The sequence below is a fragment of the Herbiconiux sp. FW305-C-125 genome (assembly GCF_058783455.1).
On record NZ_JBYSYO010000001.1, the window covers coordinates 183,266 to 199,821 of the forward strand.

General features: G+C 71.4%; 18 protein-coding genes. 13 read left to right on the forward strand and 5 right to left on the reverse strand.

The annotated features are described in order from the left end of the window. Positions 1–42 precede the first annotated feature (42 nt). Together AC3WLB_RS00965 and AC3WLB_RS00970 are read right to left on the reverse strand one after the other, a co-directional pair. Positions 43–855, reverse strand: a complete 813-nt coding sequence (locus AC3WLB_RS00965) for an SDR family oxidoreductase (protein WP_492502500.1) — start codon at positions 853–855, stop codon at positions 43–45. After that, positions 852–1,796: a C-terminal binding protein gene (locus AC3WLB_RS00970; RefSeq protein ID WP_492502501.1), complete on the reverse strand. Its 945-nt coding sequence runs from the start codon at positions 1,794–1,796 to the stop codon at positions 852–854. The genes AC3WLB_RS00965 and AC3WLB_RS00970 overlap by 4 nt, the downstream gene beginning before the upstream one ends. Before the next feature lie 118 nt (positions 1,797–1,914). On the opposite strand from AC3WLB_RS00970, the gene AC3WLB_RS00975 reads away from it, so the two are divergent. From AC3WLB_RS00975 to AC3WLB_RS00990, 4 genes are read left to right on the forward strand one after another with little or no spacing between them, the layout of a single operon-like run. Then, positions 1,915–2,670 carry a FadR/GntR family transcriptional regulator gene (locus AC3WLB_RS00975; RefSeq protein ID WP_492502502.1) on the forward strand — a complete coding sequence of 252 codons (756 nt, stop codon included), beginning with the start codon at positions 1,915–1,917 and terminating at the stop codon, positions 2,668–2,670. Continuing rightward, on the forward strand, positions 2,667–3,467 hold the full coding sequence (locus tag AC3WLB_RS00980; protein WP_492502503.1) for an MBL fold metallo-hydrolase: 801 nt from the start codon (positions 2,667–2,669) through the stop codon (positions 3,465–3,467). The genes AC3WLB_RS00975 and AC3WLB_RS00980 overlap by 4 nt, the downstream gene beginning before the upstream one ends. A gap of 26 nt (positions 3,468–3,493) precedes the next feature. Continuing rightward, on the forward strand, positions 3,494–4,534 hold the full coding sequence (locus AC3WLB_RS00985) for a zinc-dependent alcohol dehydrogenase (protein ID WP_492502504.1): 1,041 nt from the start codon (positions 3,494–3,496) through the stop codon (positions 4,532–4,534). After that, positions 4,531–5,241: an SDR family oxidoreductase gene (locus tag AC3WLB_RS00990; protein ID WP_492502505.1), complete on the forward strand. Its 711-nt coding sequence runs from the start codon at positions 4,531–4,533 to the stop codon at positions 5,239–5,241. The genes AC3WLB_RS00985 and AC3WLB_RS00990 overlap by 4 nt, the downstream gene beginning before the upstream one ends. Here AC3WLB_RS00990 and AC3WLB_RS00995 read toward each other — a convergent pair. Further along, positions 5,228–5,692, reverse strand: coding sequence for an Lrp/AsnC family transcriptional regulator (locus AC3WLB_RS00995; protein ID WP_022897115.1), 465 nt, complete (start codon positions 5,690–5,692; stop codon positions 5,228–5,230). The two genes, AC3WLB_RS00990 and AC3WLB_RS00995, sit on opposite strands and share 14 nt — an antisense overlap. A gap of 98 nt (positions 5,693–5,790) precedes the next feature. On the opposite strand from AC3WLB_RS00995, the gene AC3WLB_RS01000 reads away from it, so the two are divergent. Then, the gene (locus tag AC3WLB_RS01000) at positions 5,791–6,267 is read left to right on the forward strand and encodes a DUF2000 family protein (RefSeq protein ID WP_022897116.1); all 477 of its coding nucleotides are present in this window, start codon (positions 5,791–5,793) and stop codon (positions 6,265–6,267) included. Here the strand turns inward: AC3WLB_RS01000 and AC3WLB_RS01005 are convergent. Continuing rightward, the gene (locus AC3WLB_RS01005; RefSeq protein ID WP_492502506.1) at positions 6,259–6,957 is read right to left on the reverse strand and encodes a DedA family protein; all 699 of its coding nucleotides are present in this window, start codon (positions 6,955–6,957) and stop codon (positions 6,259–6,261) included. The two genes, AC3WLB_RS01000 and AC3WLB_RS01005, sit on opposite strands and share 9 nt — an antisense overlap. A 39-nt stretch (positions 6,958–6,996) precedes the next feature. Between AC3WLB_RS01005 and AC3WLB_RS01010 the strand changes: the two genes are divergently transcribed. The 7 genes from AC3WLB_RS01010 (at position 6,997) to AC3WLB_RS01040 (ending at position 14,138) form a co-directional block, all read left to right on the forward strand. Next, positions 6,997–7,707, forward strand: a complete 711-nt coding sequence (locus AC3WLB_RS01010; RefSeq protein WP_022897118.1) for a hypothetical protein — start codon at positions 6,997–6,999, stop codon at positions 7,705–7,707. A gap of 58 nt (positions 7,708–7,765) precedes the next feature. Continuing rightward, positions 7,766–9,145 carry an NAD-dependent succinate-semialdehyde dehydrogenase gene (locus AC3WLB_RS01015; protein ID WP_492502507.1) on the forward strand — a complete coding sequence of 460 codons (1,380 nt, stop codon included), beginning with the start codon at positions 7,766–7,768 and terminating at the stop codon, positions 9,143–9,145. Positions 9,146–9,246: 101 nt separating this feature from the next. Beyond that, a complete protein-coding gene (gene alr / locus AC3WLB_RS01020) occupies positions 9,247–10,425 on the forward strand; it encodes an alanine racemase (RefSeq protein ID WP_492502508.1) in 1,179 nt (392 codons plus the stop codon). Next, on the forward strand, positions 10,422–11,426 hold the full coding sequence (locus AC3WLB_RS01025; RefSeq protein ID WP_492502509.1) for a D-alanine--D-alanine ligase family protein: 1,005 nt from the start codon (positions 10,422–10,424) through the stop codon (positions 11,424–11,426). Before alr ends, AC3WLB_RS01025 begins: the two co-directional genes overlap by 4 nt. A gap of 8 nt (positions 11,427–11,434) precedes the next feature. Beyond that, entirely contained in the window at positions 11,435–12,724 is a 1,290-nt protein-coding gene (locus tag AC3WLB_RS01030) for a sensor histidine kinase (RefSeq protein ID WP_492502510.1), read from the forward strand. Further along, positions 12,721–13,389: a response regulator gene (locus AC3WLB_RS01035; protein WP_492502511.1), complete on the forward strand. Its 669-nt coding sequence runs from the start codon at positions 12,721–12,723 to the stop codon at positions 13,387–13,389. Before AC3WLB_RS01030 ends, AC3WLB_RS01035 begins: the two co-directional genes overlap by 4 nt. A 131-nt stretch (positions 13,390–13,520) precedes the next feature. Then, the gene (locus tag AC3WLB_RS01040; protein ID WP_492502512.1) at positions 13,521–14,138 is read left to right on the forward strand and encodes a D-alanyl-D-alanine carboxypeptidase family protein; all 618 of its coding nucleotides are present in this window, start codon (positions 13,521–13,523) and stop codon (positions 14,136–14,138) included. Between the two features lie 5 nt (positions 14,139–14,143). Here the strand turns inward: AC3WLB_RS01040 and gltX are convergent, their stop codons facing one another. After that, complete coding sequence (gene gltX, locus AC3WLB_RS01045) at positions 14,144–15,658, reverse strand: glutamate--tRNA ligase (RefSeq protein ID WP_492502513.1); 1,515 nt, start codon at positions 15,656–15,658, stop codon at positions 14,144–14,146. A 69-nt stretch (positions 15,659–15,727) separates the two neighbouring features. Here gltX and AC3WLB_RS01050 point away from each other — a divergent pair, with 69 nt between their 5' ends. After that, the gene (locus AC3WLB_RS01050) at positions 15,728–16,537 is read left to right on the forward strand and encodes a DUF1206 domain-containing protein (protein WP_492502514.1); all 810 of its coding nucleotides are present in this window, start codon (positions 15,728–15,730) and stop codon (positions 16,535–16,537) included. Positions 16,538–16,556 lie beyond the last annotated feature (19 nt).

Below are 16,556 nucleotides of genomic sequence, written 5' to 3' on the forward strand. Positions count from 1 at the left end.
AAATCATCCTGAATTGGTGCAGCACATCTGAGATGTTGCTGTTCAGGAGCCGGCATCCGTTCCGGCGAACTGGGCGCTGTCGCCCAGGCCCTCGGGCCCCATCGCGGAGTAGCCGCCGTCGACCATCAGCTCGGTGCCGGTGATGAAACTCGCTCCGCGGCCGCTCAGGAAGAGCACGGCCGACGCCACCTCCGAGGGCTCGCCGAGCCGTTCGAGCAGGTGATACCGCCCCCAGATCGGCTCCCAGGCCGCCCGGTCGCCACCGGCGGCCTTCTGCACCTCGGCCGTCCAGATCCACCCCGGGCTGACCGAGTTCACCCGGATGCCGCGCCGGGCGAGATCCATCGCCTGACCGCGGGTGAGGGCGAGGATGGCGGCTTTGGTGGCGTTGTAGGTCCACCGCCCGGGTTGGGCGGCGTGCGCCGAGATGCTCGCGATGTTGACCACGGTCGAGCCGGGCGGCATCGACTCGCTCGCGTGAGCCGTGAGCATGGCGGATGCGGTGACGTTGACGCCGAGCGAGCGGCTCCACTGCTCCGCGGTCGCGTCCAGGCCCGCCGCGATGAAGCTCGCCGCGGAGTTCACCACGTGATGGATGCCGCCGCCGGCGGCGACGGCGTCGAGCATCCGCCGCACCGCGTCGATGTCGAGCACATCGAGCTGATGCGTCTCGAGCGACGCACCCGCGACCTGGTCCTCGATGGCGGCGCGGCTCGCGGCGAGCGCCGCCCCGTCGAGGTCGACCAGCGCGACCCGGGCGCCGGCGGCGGCGAACGCCAGGGCCGTCGCCGCCCCGATTCCCGATCCCGCTCCGGTCACGACCGCCGTGCGGCCGGCGAACTCGTCCGTCGTCATTTCCGTGCCTCCTCCTGGCTCAGTGCATCGATCACGTTCTGAATCGCCCCGGCGCGCAGTTCCGGCAGGGCGTCCCGCGAGCACCACGCGGCATGCGGCGCCAGCAGCGTGTTGGGCGCCTGGCGCACCGGATGCCCGGCGGCCAGCGGCTCCTCCTCGAAGACGTCGAGGCCGAGGCCGCCGAGCCGCCCGTCGACCACTGCGGCGACGGCCGCGTCGAGATCGACGAGCCCCCCACGCGAGGTGTTGACGATGACCGGGGCCCGCCGGGTGGCGGCCAGGAACGTCTCGTCGATCACGTGGTGAGTGCTCTCGAGCAGCGGCGCGTGCAGGCTGATGAGATCGGCGCGCTCGGCCAGCTCGTCGAGCGAGACCCGCTCGAACCCGTCGTCGCCCGGCATCGGGTCGACGACGATGACGTCGGCGCCCCACACCTCGAAGGCGCGCCCGACCATCGCACCGATGCGGCCGCAGCCGATCAGCCCCACGGTCGAGGTGGAGAGCCGGCCGATCAGCGGGGCGCCGGATGCCGCGTCCCACTCCCCCGCCCGAACCGCCGCGTCGAACTGCGGCAGCCGCCGCCAGAGGCTCATCGCCATGGCGACGGCGTGGGTCGCGACCTCCTCGGTGCAGTAGTGGGGCACGTTCCGAACCGGGATTCCGCGCTCCTCGGCGGCGCGGAGATCGATCATGTCGACCCCGATGCCCACGCGGCTGATGATGGCGCAGCTCGTGGCGGCGGCGATCGTCGCGGCCGAGACGGGCGCCCATTGCGTGACGATCGCCACGGGGTCGTGCTGCTGCACCGCGCGGAGCACGTCCGCGTCGGTGACGCAGTCGGCCACGACGACCTCCACCGGAAGGGCGTCGGTCAACAGGCCCACCTCGAAGGAGCGATCGCCGAGATCGCTGTCGGTCAAGAGAACGGTTGGTCGCGACATTGCAAACCTCTCATATATGTTTCCGTTATTGGGCCCCAGATTAGCTCATTTCAAGCCGATTGCTTGACACTTGTCTGAACTGTGGCTAACTTCGGTCGAGGTACATGACAATCGGAGCATGACCAGAACCGAGAACACGTCCGCCGCACGGAAGAGAGGGGGCAGCGTGGCCCGCGAACGACTGAGTAACGCGATCGTCAGCGACTACCTCCGCATGATCGGCAGCGGTGAGATCGCGCCGGGATCGTCGCTGCCGCCGGAGTCGACGCTGTGCGAGAGCTACGGCGTCGGGCGCAGCGTGGTGCGCGAGGCCCTGCAGGCGCTCGATGCCAAAGGCTTCATCATCGTGCGCCAGGGCAGCGTGGCCGCGGTCGCGCCGCGCTACCAGTGGCACGTGCTCGATCAGGAGTTCCTCGCGGTGAACAGCGGCGAGGAGTTCTTCGCCCTTCTCCAAGAAGCCCGGGAGGTGCTCGAGCCGCAGCTCGCGGCGGTCGCCGCCCAGCGGGCCACCCCCGAGGCGCTCGCCGAGATGGAGTCGATCAACGACCAGCTCGAGGCGGTGAAGGACTCCCCCGAGCGGCACGCCGAGCTCGACATCGCCTTCCACGACGCGCTTGCCAGGGCGACCGACAACGCGATCCTGGTGTCGATGCACGCCTCCATCACGGGGCTCGGACATCGCACGCGCGCCGCGGCCTCCGCGGTGCCCGGCGCCATCGACCGGGCGGTGATGTGGCATCGCCAGATCATCGACGGCGTGCGGGCACAGGACGCGCCGAGCGCATCCGCCGCCATGCTGCTGCACATGCGGCAGGTGCGCGGCGAGCTGACCGTCATCGACACCCGCTCCGCGGAGGACGGTGACGCGCGATGAGCGTCTACTCGGTCACCACCCTGAACCTCGGCACCGCGCTCATCCCGGGCCCCGAACTGACCTGGATGAACAACTTCGGCGAGTGGTTCCCGCTCGTCTTCCAGGCGGTGCTGATCCGCGGCGAGGGCGTCGTCGCCCTCGTCAACACCGGCCCGGCCGAAGACCTCACGTCGATGAACGACCAGTGGGCCTCCTTCCTCGGCGAGCAGGCCCGGATGCAGCGCGACGACGGGCAGTTCGTGCTCGAGCAGCTCGCGCGGCAGGGCGTGCGCCCCGACGAGGTCACCCACGTCATCCTCACGCCGTTGCAGCTCTACACGGTGAGCAACGTGCTCGCGTTCCCGAACGCCCAGATCTGCCTGGCCGAGCGCGGCTGGGTGCACTTCCACACCACGCACGAGCATCCGCACGACAACCGGGCGACGAGCATCCCGGACGACATCCTGGTCGAGCTCGTCACCACCGCGTGGCCGCGGGTGCGGCTGCTGAAGGACGAGGACGAGATCGCTCCCGGGCTCCGCACCTGGTGGTCGGGTGGCCACCACCGCGCATCGGTCGTGGTCGAGATCGACACCGCCGACGGCGTCGTCGCCGCCTCCGACACCTACTTCCACCTCTCGAACGTCACCGACGACGTTCCGCTCGGCATCAGCGAGAACATCTACGAATGCCTCCGGGCATACGAGCGGGTGCGCACGAGTGCCGACATCATCCTGCCGCTCTACGACCCGGCGAACTTCGACCGCTTCCCGGGCGGCATCGTGGCCACGGCACCGCCTGGCCACCCGGGCACGTAGCCCGCACCAAGAGAAAGGAGGGGTCCGTGCTCGCACTCGGATTCCAGGGCCCCTGGCGGCTCGAACTCGAGACCCGGCCCGACCCGGTCCCGGCCGCCGACGAGGTGGTGATCGCCATCGTGGCCACGGGCATCTGCGGGTCGGACGTCCACGGCTACAGCGGCGAGACCGACCGGCGGCACGTCGGTCAGGTGATGGGCCACGAGAGCGTGGGCCATGTCGTGCAGGTCGGTGCGGATGTGCGGGGCTTCGAGATCGGCACACCGGTCACCTTCAACCCCATCACCTCGTGCGGGGAGTGCGAAGCCTGCCTGAGCGGGCAGACCCAGCAGTGCGAGCTCCAGCGCGTGATCGGCGTCGATCCCGCGCTCGACGGCAGTTTCGCCGAACTGATCGCGCTGCCGGTTGCCAACGTGGTCCCCATCTCTCCTGACATCCCGCTGCTGCACGGCGCCCTGGTCGAGCCGCTCGCCGTGGGCTACCACGCGCTCATGCGCGGCCTGCCCCGGCCGGAGGACCGGCTGCTCGTGATCGGCGGCGGGCCCATCGGCCAGGCGGTCGCGCTGGCGGCGCGACGCGCGGGCATCCGCTCGGTGCTCATCAGCGAACCCGAGGCCGTGCGCCGCGACCTGCTGGCCTCGCTCGGCTTCGCCGTCACGGCGCCCGACAGCCTCATCACCGCGGTCGCCGGCACATTGGGCGCCCCCGCCACCCTCGTCGTCGACGCGGTGGGCGTGCGCTCCAGCGTCGCCGACGCGTTCACCCACTCCGTGCGCGGCGCTCGGGTGGTGCTGGTGGGCATGGGCTCGGTGGAACTGCCGATCGCGCCCTACGGCATCAGTACGGGCGAGCGCACGTTGATCGGGAGCTACTGCTACTCGGTCGAGCACTTCCGCAGCACCGCCGAGTGGGTGAGCGCGGGCCAGCCCGAGCTCGACGCACTGATCGACCGCACCGAGCCGCTGGCCGACGGCGCCGCCGCCTTCCACGGCATCGCCGACGGCACGGCGCCGGCGAACAAGGTCTTGCTCGTGATGGAGCCCGATCTGGCGGCGGTCGCACGATGACGCCGCAGCTCGAGGGCGGCACCGCGTTCATCACCGGCGGCAACGGCGGCCTGGGCGGCGAGTTCGCCCGGCAGCTGCTCGAGCGCGGAGCGCGGCGCGTCTACGCCGCCGACCTCACCGCGGCGCCGAGCGCCGATCCGCGCATCGTCCCCCTCGAGGTCGACGTGACCGACCGCGCGTCGATCGCCCGGGCCGCCGCTGCGGCCGGCGACGTCGACCTCGTGATCAACAACGCCGGCATCACGGTGCGCGAACCGCTCTCGGTGCAGGACATGAGCATCGTGCGGCGCATCTTCGACGTGAACTTCTTCGGCGCCGTCGATGTCGTGCAGGAGTTCGCTCCGGTCCTCGCGCGAAACGGCGGGGGCGCGCTGGTGGATGTCTGCTCGATCATGTCGTGGAACGCCCGCAGCGGCGCCTACTCGGCCGCGAAGGCGGCACTCTGGTCGGCGACCAACTCGTTCCGGCTCGAGCTCGCGGCACAGGGCACCCACGTGATGGGGCTGTACCTCACCTACACGAAGACCCCGCTCACGGTCGCGCTCGACCAGAGCACGATGAACGATCCCGTCGACGTCGTGCGGGCCGCGCTCGACGGACTCGCCCGAGGCGAGCTCGAGGTGCTGGCCGACGACGACACCAGGGCCGTGCGCGCAGGGCTCTCCGGCCCGGTCGACGCGCTCTACCCCGAGCTCAGCGCGCGCTGACCGGTTGGATGCGGTCGTTCCGCAGGTGCTCGTAGACCACCGAGGTGCGCACGTCGGCCACCTCGGGCCGCTCGGTCAGCCGGTCGATCACGAACGCGTAGAGACTGTCGTTGTCGGCCACGGCGACGTGGATGAGGAAGTCCTCCGAGCCCGAGGTCACGAACACGCCGAGCGTGTCGGGCAGGGCGCTCACCCAGTTGCGGAACGCCTCGATGTTGCGCCGCGAGGGCGGCCGGATGCGCACCGCGATCAGTGCCTGCACCGGCCGCCCGATCGCCGGCAGGTCGACATCGAGGCGTGCGCCGCGGATCACCCCGCGCTCGCGCAGCCCCCGGGTACGGTCGAGCGCCGTGGTGGGGGCGACCCCGACGGCGGCTGCGATGTCGCGATTGGTGCGCCGTGCATCCGCCTGCAATTCGCGCAGGATCGCCGTATCAAGTTCGTCGAGCATCGGCCTTCACTCTCCGTTGCCGTACTTCATACGGTCCGATTGTAATCGGTTCGAATGAGTGCTTAGTCTTTTCGGCGGACAGCGAACGAGGAGAGACCGTGAGCATAGAGCAGCCCAACCCGCCCGCCTTCGCCGCCGAGGAGATCGAGACCGGCGAGTCGACCCGAGCGGCGCGGCTGAAGTGGGTCGTGGTGGTCGACACGGCGTTGCCGCCCGGGCGCATGGTGAACGCGGTGGCGTGTGTGGCCTCGGCCACCGGGGTCGCGATCGGCGGGCTGCTGGGGCCTGATGGCGCGGATGCGAGCGGCCGGATGCACCCGGGACTCCCCTGGGCCGGCTGCACGGTGCTCGGTGCCACCGCCGAACGGCTCGCGAACGTGCGCGCCAAGGCGGTGACGGCCGAGGGGGTATGGCTGGCGGACATGCCGCTGAGCGCGCAGACCACCCGGGTGTACGACGAGTACCTCAGCACCCTCGCCGGCACCGAGCCGGCCGACCTCCAGGCGTGCGCGCTCAGCATCGTGGGGCCGCGCGCCACCGTCGACGCGCTGGTGAAGAAGCTGCGGCTACTCTGACGACGGTTCGGCGCCGGTTTCGCTCGCACCGCCGTCGGTGCGGGCTGCCCCGCCCGAGCGACGCGCGCGCACCCGCTGCCGGAGGTAGGCGACCACCGCTGAGCCGACCGTGACCACGACGATGCCGATCAGCACCCACTCCATGTACCGCTCGACGATCGCCGCCACCTCCGGAATCGAGCCGAGCGCGTAGCCCAGCCCGATCACGGCGGCCGACCAGATCGCGGCGCCGAGCGCGTTGAAGCCGGCGAAGTGGAGGTAGTTCATCTTGCCGACTCCGGCGGCGACCGGCGCGAAGGTGCGCACCACCCCGACGAACCGGGCGATGGTGACCGCCCAGCCGCCGAAGCGGTCGAAGAACGACTGCGTGCGGTCGACGTTCTTGCGGCTGAAGACACCCGATTCCCGCCGTTCGAAGATCGCCGGCCCGGCCCGGCGGCCGATGACGTAGCCGAGCTGGTCGCCGAGGAACGCGGCGGCGAACACGCACAGCACCACCACCGCAATGGGGAACGGGATGGCGCCGGTGTAGGTGAGCAGCCCGGTGAAGAACAGCAGGGTGTCGCCCGGCAGGAAGAACCCGATGAGCAGCCCGGTCTCGGCGAACACGACGGCGCAGACGATGAGCAGCCCCCAGGCGCCGGCCCCTTCGATCGTGCCCTGCATGTTGAACAGATCCGTGGGCGCCATGCGCTCGACCCTAGCCCCACATCCTGGCAGGCTGGACACATGCAGTTCGGTCGCCAGCTGACTCCAGACGAGTTCTGGACCCATGTCGAGGAGACGGATGCGAAGCTGCGCGCCACCTTCGCCCCCACGAACGCGTTCGGGCTGGTGCGCTGGCCCGGTTTCTCGATGGTGACCGAATGGGATTTCGGCGGGCTGACCCGCGTGCTCTCCTATGCCCGGGCGATGCCCGCGGTCATCCCGCCGAGCCCACGGGCCGACGAGGTGGCGGTCGCATCCGGTTCACCCGACGCGGCGACGCTTGCCGACCTCGAGGAGCGCCTCGCCGAGGCCGGCAACCGCGCCGCCGGGGAGGGGGCTGCGACGCTGGCCGCGCACGAGTCCGCGGTCGCCGACCCGTTCGACGTGCACGTGCACTGGCGCACGGGCGACAGCCGCGCGATCGTCGAACGGTTGCGCCGCCGCGAGAATGCGCTGCAGGCGCGCACCAGCTCGTGGTACCGCCCGGTGAGCCCCACCGAGCACCTGCCCGACCGCATCGTCGACCTGCTGGTCGACGACCGGCCCGAGCCGTTCGAGGTGTGGGTGCGGGGCGCGGTGTGGTGGGCGGCGACCACGCTCGGCGGGCGCACGCTCGCGGTCGTGGCCCGCGACGTGCCGTTCGAAGACGTCGCGCTGCGGCGGGTCGTCGACATCGAGCCGTTCCTCGACGGGCGCCGGTCGTGGCTGCGCCGGATGCGCGGCGAAGCCTGATCGGGCGCGATACCATACCTCCACCCCGCAGCATCTCCCGAGCAGTCAAGGAGCAGACATGAGCGACTACGCGGTCATCGACCCCGCCACCGGCGAGACCATCCGCGAGTACCCGACGATCACCGACGGCGAGCTCGAGGCGGCGATCGCCGCCGCGTCGGACGCCTTCGAGACGTGGTCGCGGCGGGTGGGTGTGGCCGAGCGCGCCGCGCTGATCGCCCGGGTGGCCGAGCTCCACACCGAGCGGCGGGAGGAACTCGCCGCGATCGTGGTGCGCGAGATGGGCAAGCCGCTCGAGCAGGCGCTCGGCGAGGTCGACTTCGCGGCCGCCATCTACCAGTACTACGTCGACAACGGCGCCGAGTTCTTGGCCGATGAGCCGATCGAGCTCTCCGACGGCACCGGTTCGGCGTTCATCCGTCGCGCCGGTCTCGGCGTGCTGCTCGGCATCATGCCGTGGAACTTCCCCTACTACCAGGTCGCGCGCTTCGCCGGGCCGAACGTGGTGGCGGGCAACACCATCCTCCTGAAGCACGCGCCGCAGTGCCCGGAGTCGGCGGCCGCGGTGGCGGCCATCTTCGCGGAGGCTGCGGCATCCGTCGGCGCACCGACCGGTGTCTACGTGAACATCTACGCCACGAACGAGCAGATCGCGACGGTCATCGCCGACCCCCGCGTGCAGGGCGTCTCGGTGACCGGCTCCGAGCGCGCCGGTGCTGCCGTCGCCGAGCTCGCCGGCCGGCACCTCAAGAAAGTGGTGCTCGAGATGGGCGGTTCCGACCCGTTCATCCTGCTCTCCACGGCCGACCTGGATGCGGCGGTGCAGGATGCGGTGAACGCCCGGCTCGACAACAACGGCCAGTCGTGCAACGCTGCCAAGCGCTTCATCGTGCTCGACGGACTCTACGACGAGTTCGCGGCGAAGTTCACCGAGGTGTTCACGGCCGTGCAACCCGCCGACCCCACGGCGCCCGGCACCGAGCTCGGCCCGCTGTCGTCGGCGGCCGCGGCCGCCAGGCTCGGCGAGCAGGTCGACCGCGCGAAGGCGCAGGGTGCGACGGTACTCGCCGAGGGTGCGCGCGAGGGCAACTTCTTCGCCCCGACCGTTCTCGCCGACGTCACGCCCGAGATGGACGCCTACCGCGAGGAGTTCTTCGGCCCGGTGGCCGCGCTCTACCGCGTGTCGTCGGAGGAGGAGGCCGTGAAGCTCGCGAACGACACCCCGTTCGGTCTCGGCTCCTACGTCTACACCACCGACGAGGCCCAGGCGCTGCGGGTGGCCGACGCCATCGACGCCGGCATGGTGTGGGTGAACCTCGTGCTGGGCGACGCCGCCGAGCTGCCCTTCGGCGGTGTGAAGCGCTCGGGCTCGGGCCGCGAGATGGGCCGCTTCGCCCTGGAGGAGTTCGTGAACAAGAAGCTCATCCGCATCGCGTAGCGGCCGGATCCCGTCGCCCGCCGTGGGGCGGCACCAGCGGCGGAGGCGTGCTGTACCAGCGGCGGATGTACCGGCACCCGCAGCATTCGTACCGTACCGGTATGACGACGCTCACCCAGCCCTCCCCACCCGCGACGCGAGCCGCTCCGGTCTCGACCAGCCCGCTGCTCACCGTCGATCTCGACGCGGTCGCCGAGAACACCCGGTTCTTCGGTGCGCGAGTCGCAGGCGGACTGATGGCGGTGGTCAAGGCCGACGGGTACGGGCACGGCGCGATCGACGTGGCCGAGGTCGCGCTGGCCGGCGGAGCGCGTAGTCTCGGTGTCACCTCGATCGACGAGGCGCTCGCGCTGCGGCGTGCCGGGGTGTCCGCCCCGGTACTCAGCTGGCTGAACGGGCCGGCGGACGAGCGGTTCGGCGACGCGATCGCGGCGGGCGTCGACCTGGCCGTGCCGAGCATCCAGCACCTCCACTCGATCGCCGCCGCGCCGGGCGTCGCCCGGGTGCACCTGCACCTCGACACCGGTATGGCGCGCGACGGCGCCGACCCCGCCCGCTGGATCGAACTCTGCCAGGCGGCGCGGCGCGCCGAACTCGACGGCAGCATCCGGGTGGTCGGGCTGATGGGCCACCTCAGTCATGGCGACGAGCCGGCTGCGCCGAGCAACCGACTCGGGCAGGCGCTGTTCGACTGGGCGCTCGACGTGGCCCGGCTCTCCGGGCTTGCACCGCGCATCCGCCATCTCGCCGCCACGGCCGCGACGCTCACCCTGCCCGGCACGCACCACACGGACTGCCGCGTCGGGGCCGGTCTCGTGGGCATCGATCTCTCGGGCACGGCACGGCTGCGCCCGGCCATGACGCTCACCGCACCCCTGCTGCTCGTGCGCCGGGTGCCGGCGGGCACCTCGGTCGGGTACGGCTACGACTGGTCGGCACCCCGATCGACCCACCTCGGGCTGATCGGGCTGGGCTACGCCGACGGCCTTCCCCGCGCCGCGAGCCCCCGGGCCGAGGTGCTCGTGCGCGGGCGGCGGCATCCGGTGGTCGGGCGGATGTCGATGGACCAGGCGGTCATCGACCTCGGCGACTGCGGAGCGGAGCCGGGCGAGAGCGTCACCGTGTTCGGCCCGGGCGACCGGGGCGAACCGACGGTCGCCGACTGGGCCGAGTGGGCGGGCACCATCCCGCATGAGATCGTGACGCGGGTCGGCGCCCGGGTGCGGCGCCGCACGGTCGGCGGGGCGCGGCGGGCCGGCTCGGCGGAGGCGCTCGCGTGAGCGCCCTCCGCGTGGCCGTGATCGGCGGCGGCCGCAGCCCCGAGCACGAGGTGTCCCTGGCGTCGGCGGCCGCCGTCGCCGCCGGTCTCGACCCCGAGCGGTACTCGGTCACGGCTCTCACGATCGACCCCGAGGGGCGCTGGTGCGAGGCGGGAGCGGGGCCTCTGACGGGCGCCGCGGGCCAGGAGATCGGCCTGCCCCGCGCCATCGACCTGTTGCGTTCGGTCGACCTCGTGTTCCCGATGGTGCACGGCCGGCTCGGCGAGGACGGTGCCCTCGCGGCGCTCTGCGAACTCGTCGGCACGCCGTACGTCGGATCGGGCATCGGCGCCGGCGCGATCGGTATCGACAAGCGGATGACGAAGCTGCTCGCCGGCGCCGCCGGCATCCCGACCGCTCCGGGCGTGCTGCTCGACCGAGGCACCGCGCACGCCTACCGCTTCCGCGGCCCGGTGGTGGTGAAGCCGGTCTCGGCGGGCTCCAGCGTCGGGGTCGGTCTCGTCGCCGACGCCGCGGCGCTGCCGGCCGCGATCGACGCCGCGCTGGGGGTCGACGATCACGTGCTGGTGGAGGAGCGGATGCTCGGCCGCGAGATCGACGTGGCCGTGCTGCGGCGGGCATCCGGCTCGCTCCTGGTGTCGCCGCCGCTCGAGATCGTGACCGACGGCGTCTTCGACCAGCGGGCGAAGTACGGCGGCGCTGCCGACTTCCGGGTGCCGGCGACGCTCACCCGGGAGGAGCGCGAGGAACTCGAGGCGGCGGCCGTGCGCATGTACGACGCGCTGGACTGCTCGGGCGTCGCGCGCATCGACTTCTTCCTCACCGAGGTGGGGCTCGTGCTCAACGAGGTCAACACGACCCCCGGGTTCACCGAGCACTCTCAGGTGCCGCGGATGTTCGCGGCCGCCGGTATCGGCTACAGCGCGTTGCTCGACCTGCTCGTCGACGCCGCCCTGGCGACACGCGGAGGACACCTGCGCCTCCAGACGAGCGGGCGATAATGAACGCCATGATCTCCCCGACCGTGCGCGCCTGGGCGCCCGACCTCGCCGCCGGCGGCGCCGTGCTGCTGCTCGGCCTCTGGGAAGCCTTCACCAGCGCCTACTCCGGCTACGGTGGCAGCCTCGGCACCGCCCTGATCGTGGTCGGCACGGCCGCCGCGGTCACCCTGGTGCGGCGCGAGGGGTGGTGGTCGTTCGGCATCCTCTGGGCGCTGCTCGTGCTGCAGGCGCTCACCGTGACCGACCTCATGCTCGTCGAGCTCGCGGTGGTGGCGGTGGCGTTCGGGCTCGCCCGATGGGGGTCGCGGCCGCTGCTCTGGGCCAGTGGCCTGTCGATCCCGATCGCCGCCCTCTTCGCGCTCAGCTACATCGGCGTGCTCGCCGGCGGACTGTGGTCGACCCGGGTCACCCGCAACCTGATCGTTCCGATCGTCGACAGTGGTCTGCCGTGGCCCATCGTGGTGCTGCCGATGATCGCCGGCGTGCTCGCACTGCCCTGGGCGGCCGGACTGGCCGCCCGCTACTGGGATGCGGCGCGCACCTCGCAGGAATCGCGATCGGAGGCCGAGGCCGAGGCGGTCAGCGCCCAGTTCGAGCGGATGCGGATGGCCGAGATCGCCGCGCTCCGCGACGGTCAGGCCCGGCTCGCCCGCGACGTGCACGACGTGGTCGGGCACTCCCTCACCGTGATCCTGGCGCAGGCGGAGTCGGCGCAGTTCCTCGACGACGCCGACCCCGAAGCGCTGAAGCGCACCATGGCGACCATCGCCGAGTCGGCGCGCACCTCGTTGCAGGAGGTGCGGAGCGTGCTCGCCGCGCCCGACGGCGATCCGTCGCGCCGCACCGACCTCGACACGCTGATCGACGCCACCCGCACGAGCGGGGCGGAGATCATCGTCACCGACCTCGGCACCGCGCGGCCGTTGCCTCCCGAGCTGTCGGCGGTGGCGTTCCGGGTGCTGCAGGAGATGCTGACCAATGCCCTGAAGCACGGGCGCCGCGACGGCGCGATCGCGGTGACCCGACACTGGGACGAACGGTTGAGCCTCACGGTCACGAACCATGCAGAACCCTCGACGGACACCCCGCAGCCCGATGAGGCGGATGAAGCTGGTGGCGCTGATGGCGCAGTGGCGCCCACGACGGTGGGCAGCGGCATCGCAGGGATGCGGCGGCGGCTCGAGTCGGTGGGCGGCACCCTCGAGGTGCACGAGCGCACCGCGGGTTCGCCGGCCTTCACCATCACGGCGACGCTCCCGGTGCGCGCGGGGCGTTCGCTCGAGGTGGCGGGGCGGTGAGCGAGAGCGCGGGCATCCGGGTTCTCCTCGTCGACGACCAGGACCTCTTCCGCGAGGGCATGCGCGTCATCATCGACGCGCAGCCCGGCTTGGCGGTGGTGGGCGCGGCCGGCGACGGCGCTGAGGCCGTGCAACTCGTCGACGCGTTGTCGCCCGACGTGGTGCTGATGGACATCCGGATGCCCGAACTCGACGGCGTCGAGGCGACCCGCCAGATCTTCGCGCCCGACCGTGCCCGGGCACGGGAGCGACCCGTGCGGGTACTCGTGCTCACCACCTTCGATCTCGACGACCGGGCGGCTACGGCCATCCGCCACGGCGCGAGCGGGTTCATCCTGAAGGACACGACGCCGGCCATGCTGATCGACGCGATCCGCACGGTGCACGCCGGCAATGCGGTGCTTGCACCGCAGAGTCTGGCGACCCTGCTGAGCGGGCAGTTCTCGGCTCGGGCGGAGGCGCCGGAGGCGTTCACCTCACTCACCGAGAAGGAGCGCGAGGTGTTCGACGCGGTGGCGCGCGGCGCCTCCAACGCGGAGGTCGCGAAGGCGCTGTTCACCAGCGAATCGACCGTCAAGACGCACGTGGGGTCGATCCTGCGCAAGCTCGCGCTCCGCGACCGCGTGCAGATCGTGGTCTTCGCCTACGAGTACGACCTCGTCTGACCGCCGGTACGCCGGGCCACCGGCGGAAGGTGCCGGGCGGCAGGCACCTCGGGCGGAGGAGATCGGTTCCTGCGCCGGATTCGCCGGCGAGCAGGGGCGGCGAGGCTGGATCCGAATCGAAAGGATCTCCCGTGCAGTTTCACCGTCTCTCCCTCGCACTCACCAGCGCAACTCTCTTTCTCGCCCTGAGCGGATGCTCCGGCCTCGCCGCCGGTGCGCATCAGGCTGTTCCCGCGCAACCAGCGAACGGGGCCGCGGACCACGGCGGCGACGTGAGCGACGCCGCCGCCGAGCTCGGTGACCTCGGCCCCGACGACGGGTACATCGCCGCCGGAGAGCGCGTCGCACTGAGCGACGACGTCCCGGCCGTCGCGAACCTCGACCCCGCACTGCGGGAGGCGCTTCAGGCTTCCGCAGACGCGGCAGCGGCCGCGGGGCGCGACGCCCAGTTCACCCTGGTCGACGGGTGGCGGAGCGCCCGCTACCAGCAGTACCTGTTCGACCAGGCGGTCGCCCAGTACGGCAGCGCGGACCAGGCGGCGAAATGGGTGAAATCGCCCACGGAGTCCAAGCACGTGCAGGGTGAGGCCGTCGACCTCGCCACCGCCGACGCCATGGACTGGCTGAACCGCTTCGGCGGCGAGTTCGGCCTCTGCCAGATCTACGCCAACGAGCCCTGGCACTTCGAGCTCGCGGCCGACGCGTCAGGCACCTGTCCGCCGCAGCTCGAGGACGGCTCGGCCGGCTGACCTGCCTAGCGGGCCTCGGCCAGCTTCAGCAGGCGGGCGATGGTCTCCTCCTTGCCGAGGATCTCCATCGACTCGAACAACGGCGGCGAGATGCGCCGGCCCGACACGGCCACCCGCAGGGGACCGTAGGCCACCCGGGGCTTCAGCGCCAGACCCTCGATGAGCGCGCCGGCCAACGCGGTCTGGATCGCCTCCGTCGTCCACTCCGACACCGGCACCTCGCCGAGCGAGTTGATGGCGGCCGCGAGCACGACGCCGGCGTTCTCGGGGAGGCTCGCCAGCGCATCCTCCGCGTAGTCGAGCTCGGCCGCGGTGGTGAAGAAGGAGCCGACGAGCTCCGGGGCCTCACCGAGCAGCGCCATCCGGGTCTGCACGAGCGGTGCGACCCGCGCGAGGATGTCGCGCTGCTCCTCCGTCAGCGGCGCGGACACGACACCCGCGGCCTCGAGGTAGGGCACCAGCCGCTCGGCGAAGTCGCCGACCTCGAGCAGGCGGATGTGGTCGCCGTCGATCGACTCGGCCTTCTTCAGGTCGAAGCGGGCCGGGTTCGGCAGCACGTCGACCACGTCGAACGCCGCCACCATCTCGTCGAGCGAGAACACGTCACGGTCGGGCGCCAGCGACCAGCCGAGGAGCGCGAGGTAGTTCACGAGCCCCTCGGGGATGAACCCGCGGTCGCGGTGGTGGAACAGGTTCGACTCGGGGTCGCGCTTGGAGAGCTTCTTGTTGCCCTCGCCCATCACGTAGGGCAGGTGCCCGAAACGCGGCACGAAGGTCGTCACGCCGATGTCGATCAGGGCGTGGTAGAGCGCGATCTGCCGCGGCGTGGATGAGAGCAGGTCTTCGCCGCGCAGCACGTGGGTGATGCCCATCAGCGCGTCGTCGACCGGGTTCACGAGGGTGTAGAGCGGATGCCCGTTCGGCCGCACGATCACGAAGTCGGTGAACGAACCCGCCGGGAAGGTGATCTCCCCGCGTACGAGGTCGTCGAACGAGAGGTCGGTGTCGGGCACCCGGAGGCGCAGCGCCGGCTCGCGGCCCTCGGCCCGGAACGCCGCCTTCTGCTCGTCGGTGAGGTCGCGGTCGTAGTTGTCGTAGCCGAGCTGCTTGGCGCGGCCCGCGGCCTCGTTGCGGGCGTCGATCTCCTCGGCGTTCGAGAAGCTCTCGTAGACGTGCCCCGACTCGAGCAGCTTCGCGATGACGTCACGGTAGATGTCGTAGCGCTCAGACTGCCGGTAGGGCGCGTGCGGGCCCCCGACGTTCACTCCCTCGTCCCAGTTGAGGCCCAGCCAGGTGAGCGCGTCGATGATCTGCTCGTAGCTCTCTTCGGAGTCGCGGTTCGCATCCGTGTCTTCGATGCGGAAGATCAGCTTGCCGCCGGTGTGGCGCGCGTACGCCCAGTTGAACAACGCGGTGCGCACGAGGCCGACGTGCGGCGTGCCGGTGGGGCTCGGGCAGAACCGCACGCGCACGTCGGGGCCTGCGGCGGTGGAGAACGGATGCGAAGAAGGAGTGCTCATTTGCCCCCGATTCTACGGGGCGGCACCGTGCCGGATCCGCTTCCCGCCGAGCAGTGCCACGCTGGGGAGATGACCGCGACCCCGAAAAGCGCCGTCCGTGACGTCAGCGAGAGCCGTGCCTTCCACATCCTGGCCCGCACGGGGTACGCCATGAACGGGCTGCTGCACATCCTGATCGGCGGCATCGCCATCGGCATCGCCTTCCACGACGGCCAGGGCGGCGAGGCCGATCAGAGCGGCGCGCTGAAGGGCGTCGCCGGCACTCCGGGCGGGTTGGTCGTGCTCTGGATCGCCGTGGTCGGGCTGTTAGCGCTCGGCCTCTGGGAGGTGGCGCAGGTCATCCTCGCGCCCGGGGCGGATGCGAAGAAGCGGTGGGGCAAGCGCGTCACCGAAGCGGCGAAGGCCGTCGTCTACTTCGTGCTCGGCGGCACGGCGCTCGTGTTCGCCCTCGGCGGCACCAGCAACTCGTCCGACTCGAGCCAGACGGCGAGCGCCCGGCTGCTCGCCACCCCCGGCGGGGTCTTCCTCCTGATCGCGGTGGGGCTCGCCGTGTTCGGGTTCGGGGTGGGATTCGTCTCGATCGGCATCCGCCGCACCTTCCGCAAGCTGATCCACACGCCGGCGGGCGCCGCCGGCCGCGCCGTCACGGTGCTCGGCGTGGTCGGGTACATCGCCCAGGGCGTCGCGTTCGCGGTCGTCGGTGTGCTCTTCGTGGTGGCGGCAGTCACCTACGACCCCGAGAAGGCCGCCGGACTCGACGGCGCCCTCAAGTCCCTCACCGACCTGCCCTTCGGCGTCGTCCTCCTCGTGGCGATCGGCATCGGTCTCATCGCCTACGGCCTCTTCCTCGGCGCCCGCACCCGCCTCGCCCGCCTCTGACCCGACCGGTCAGGCGGCG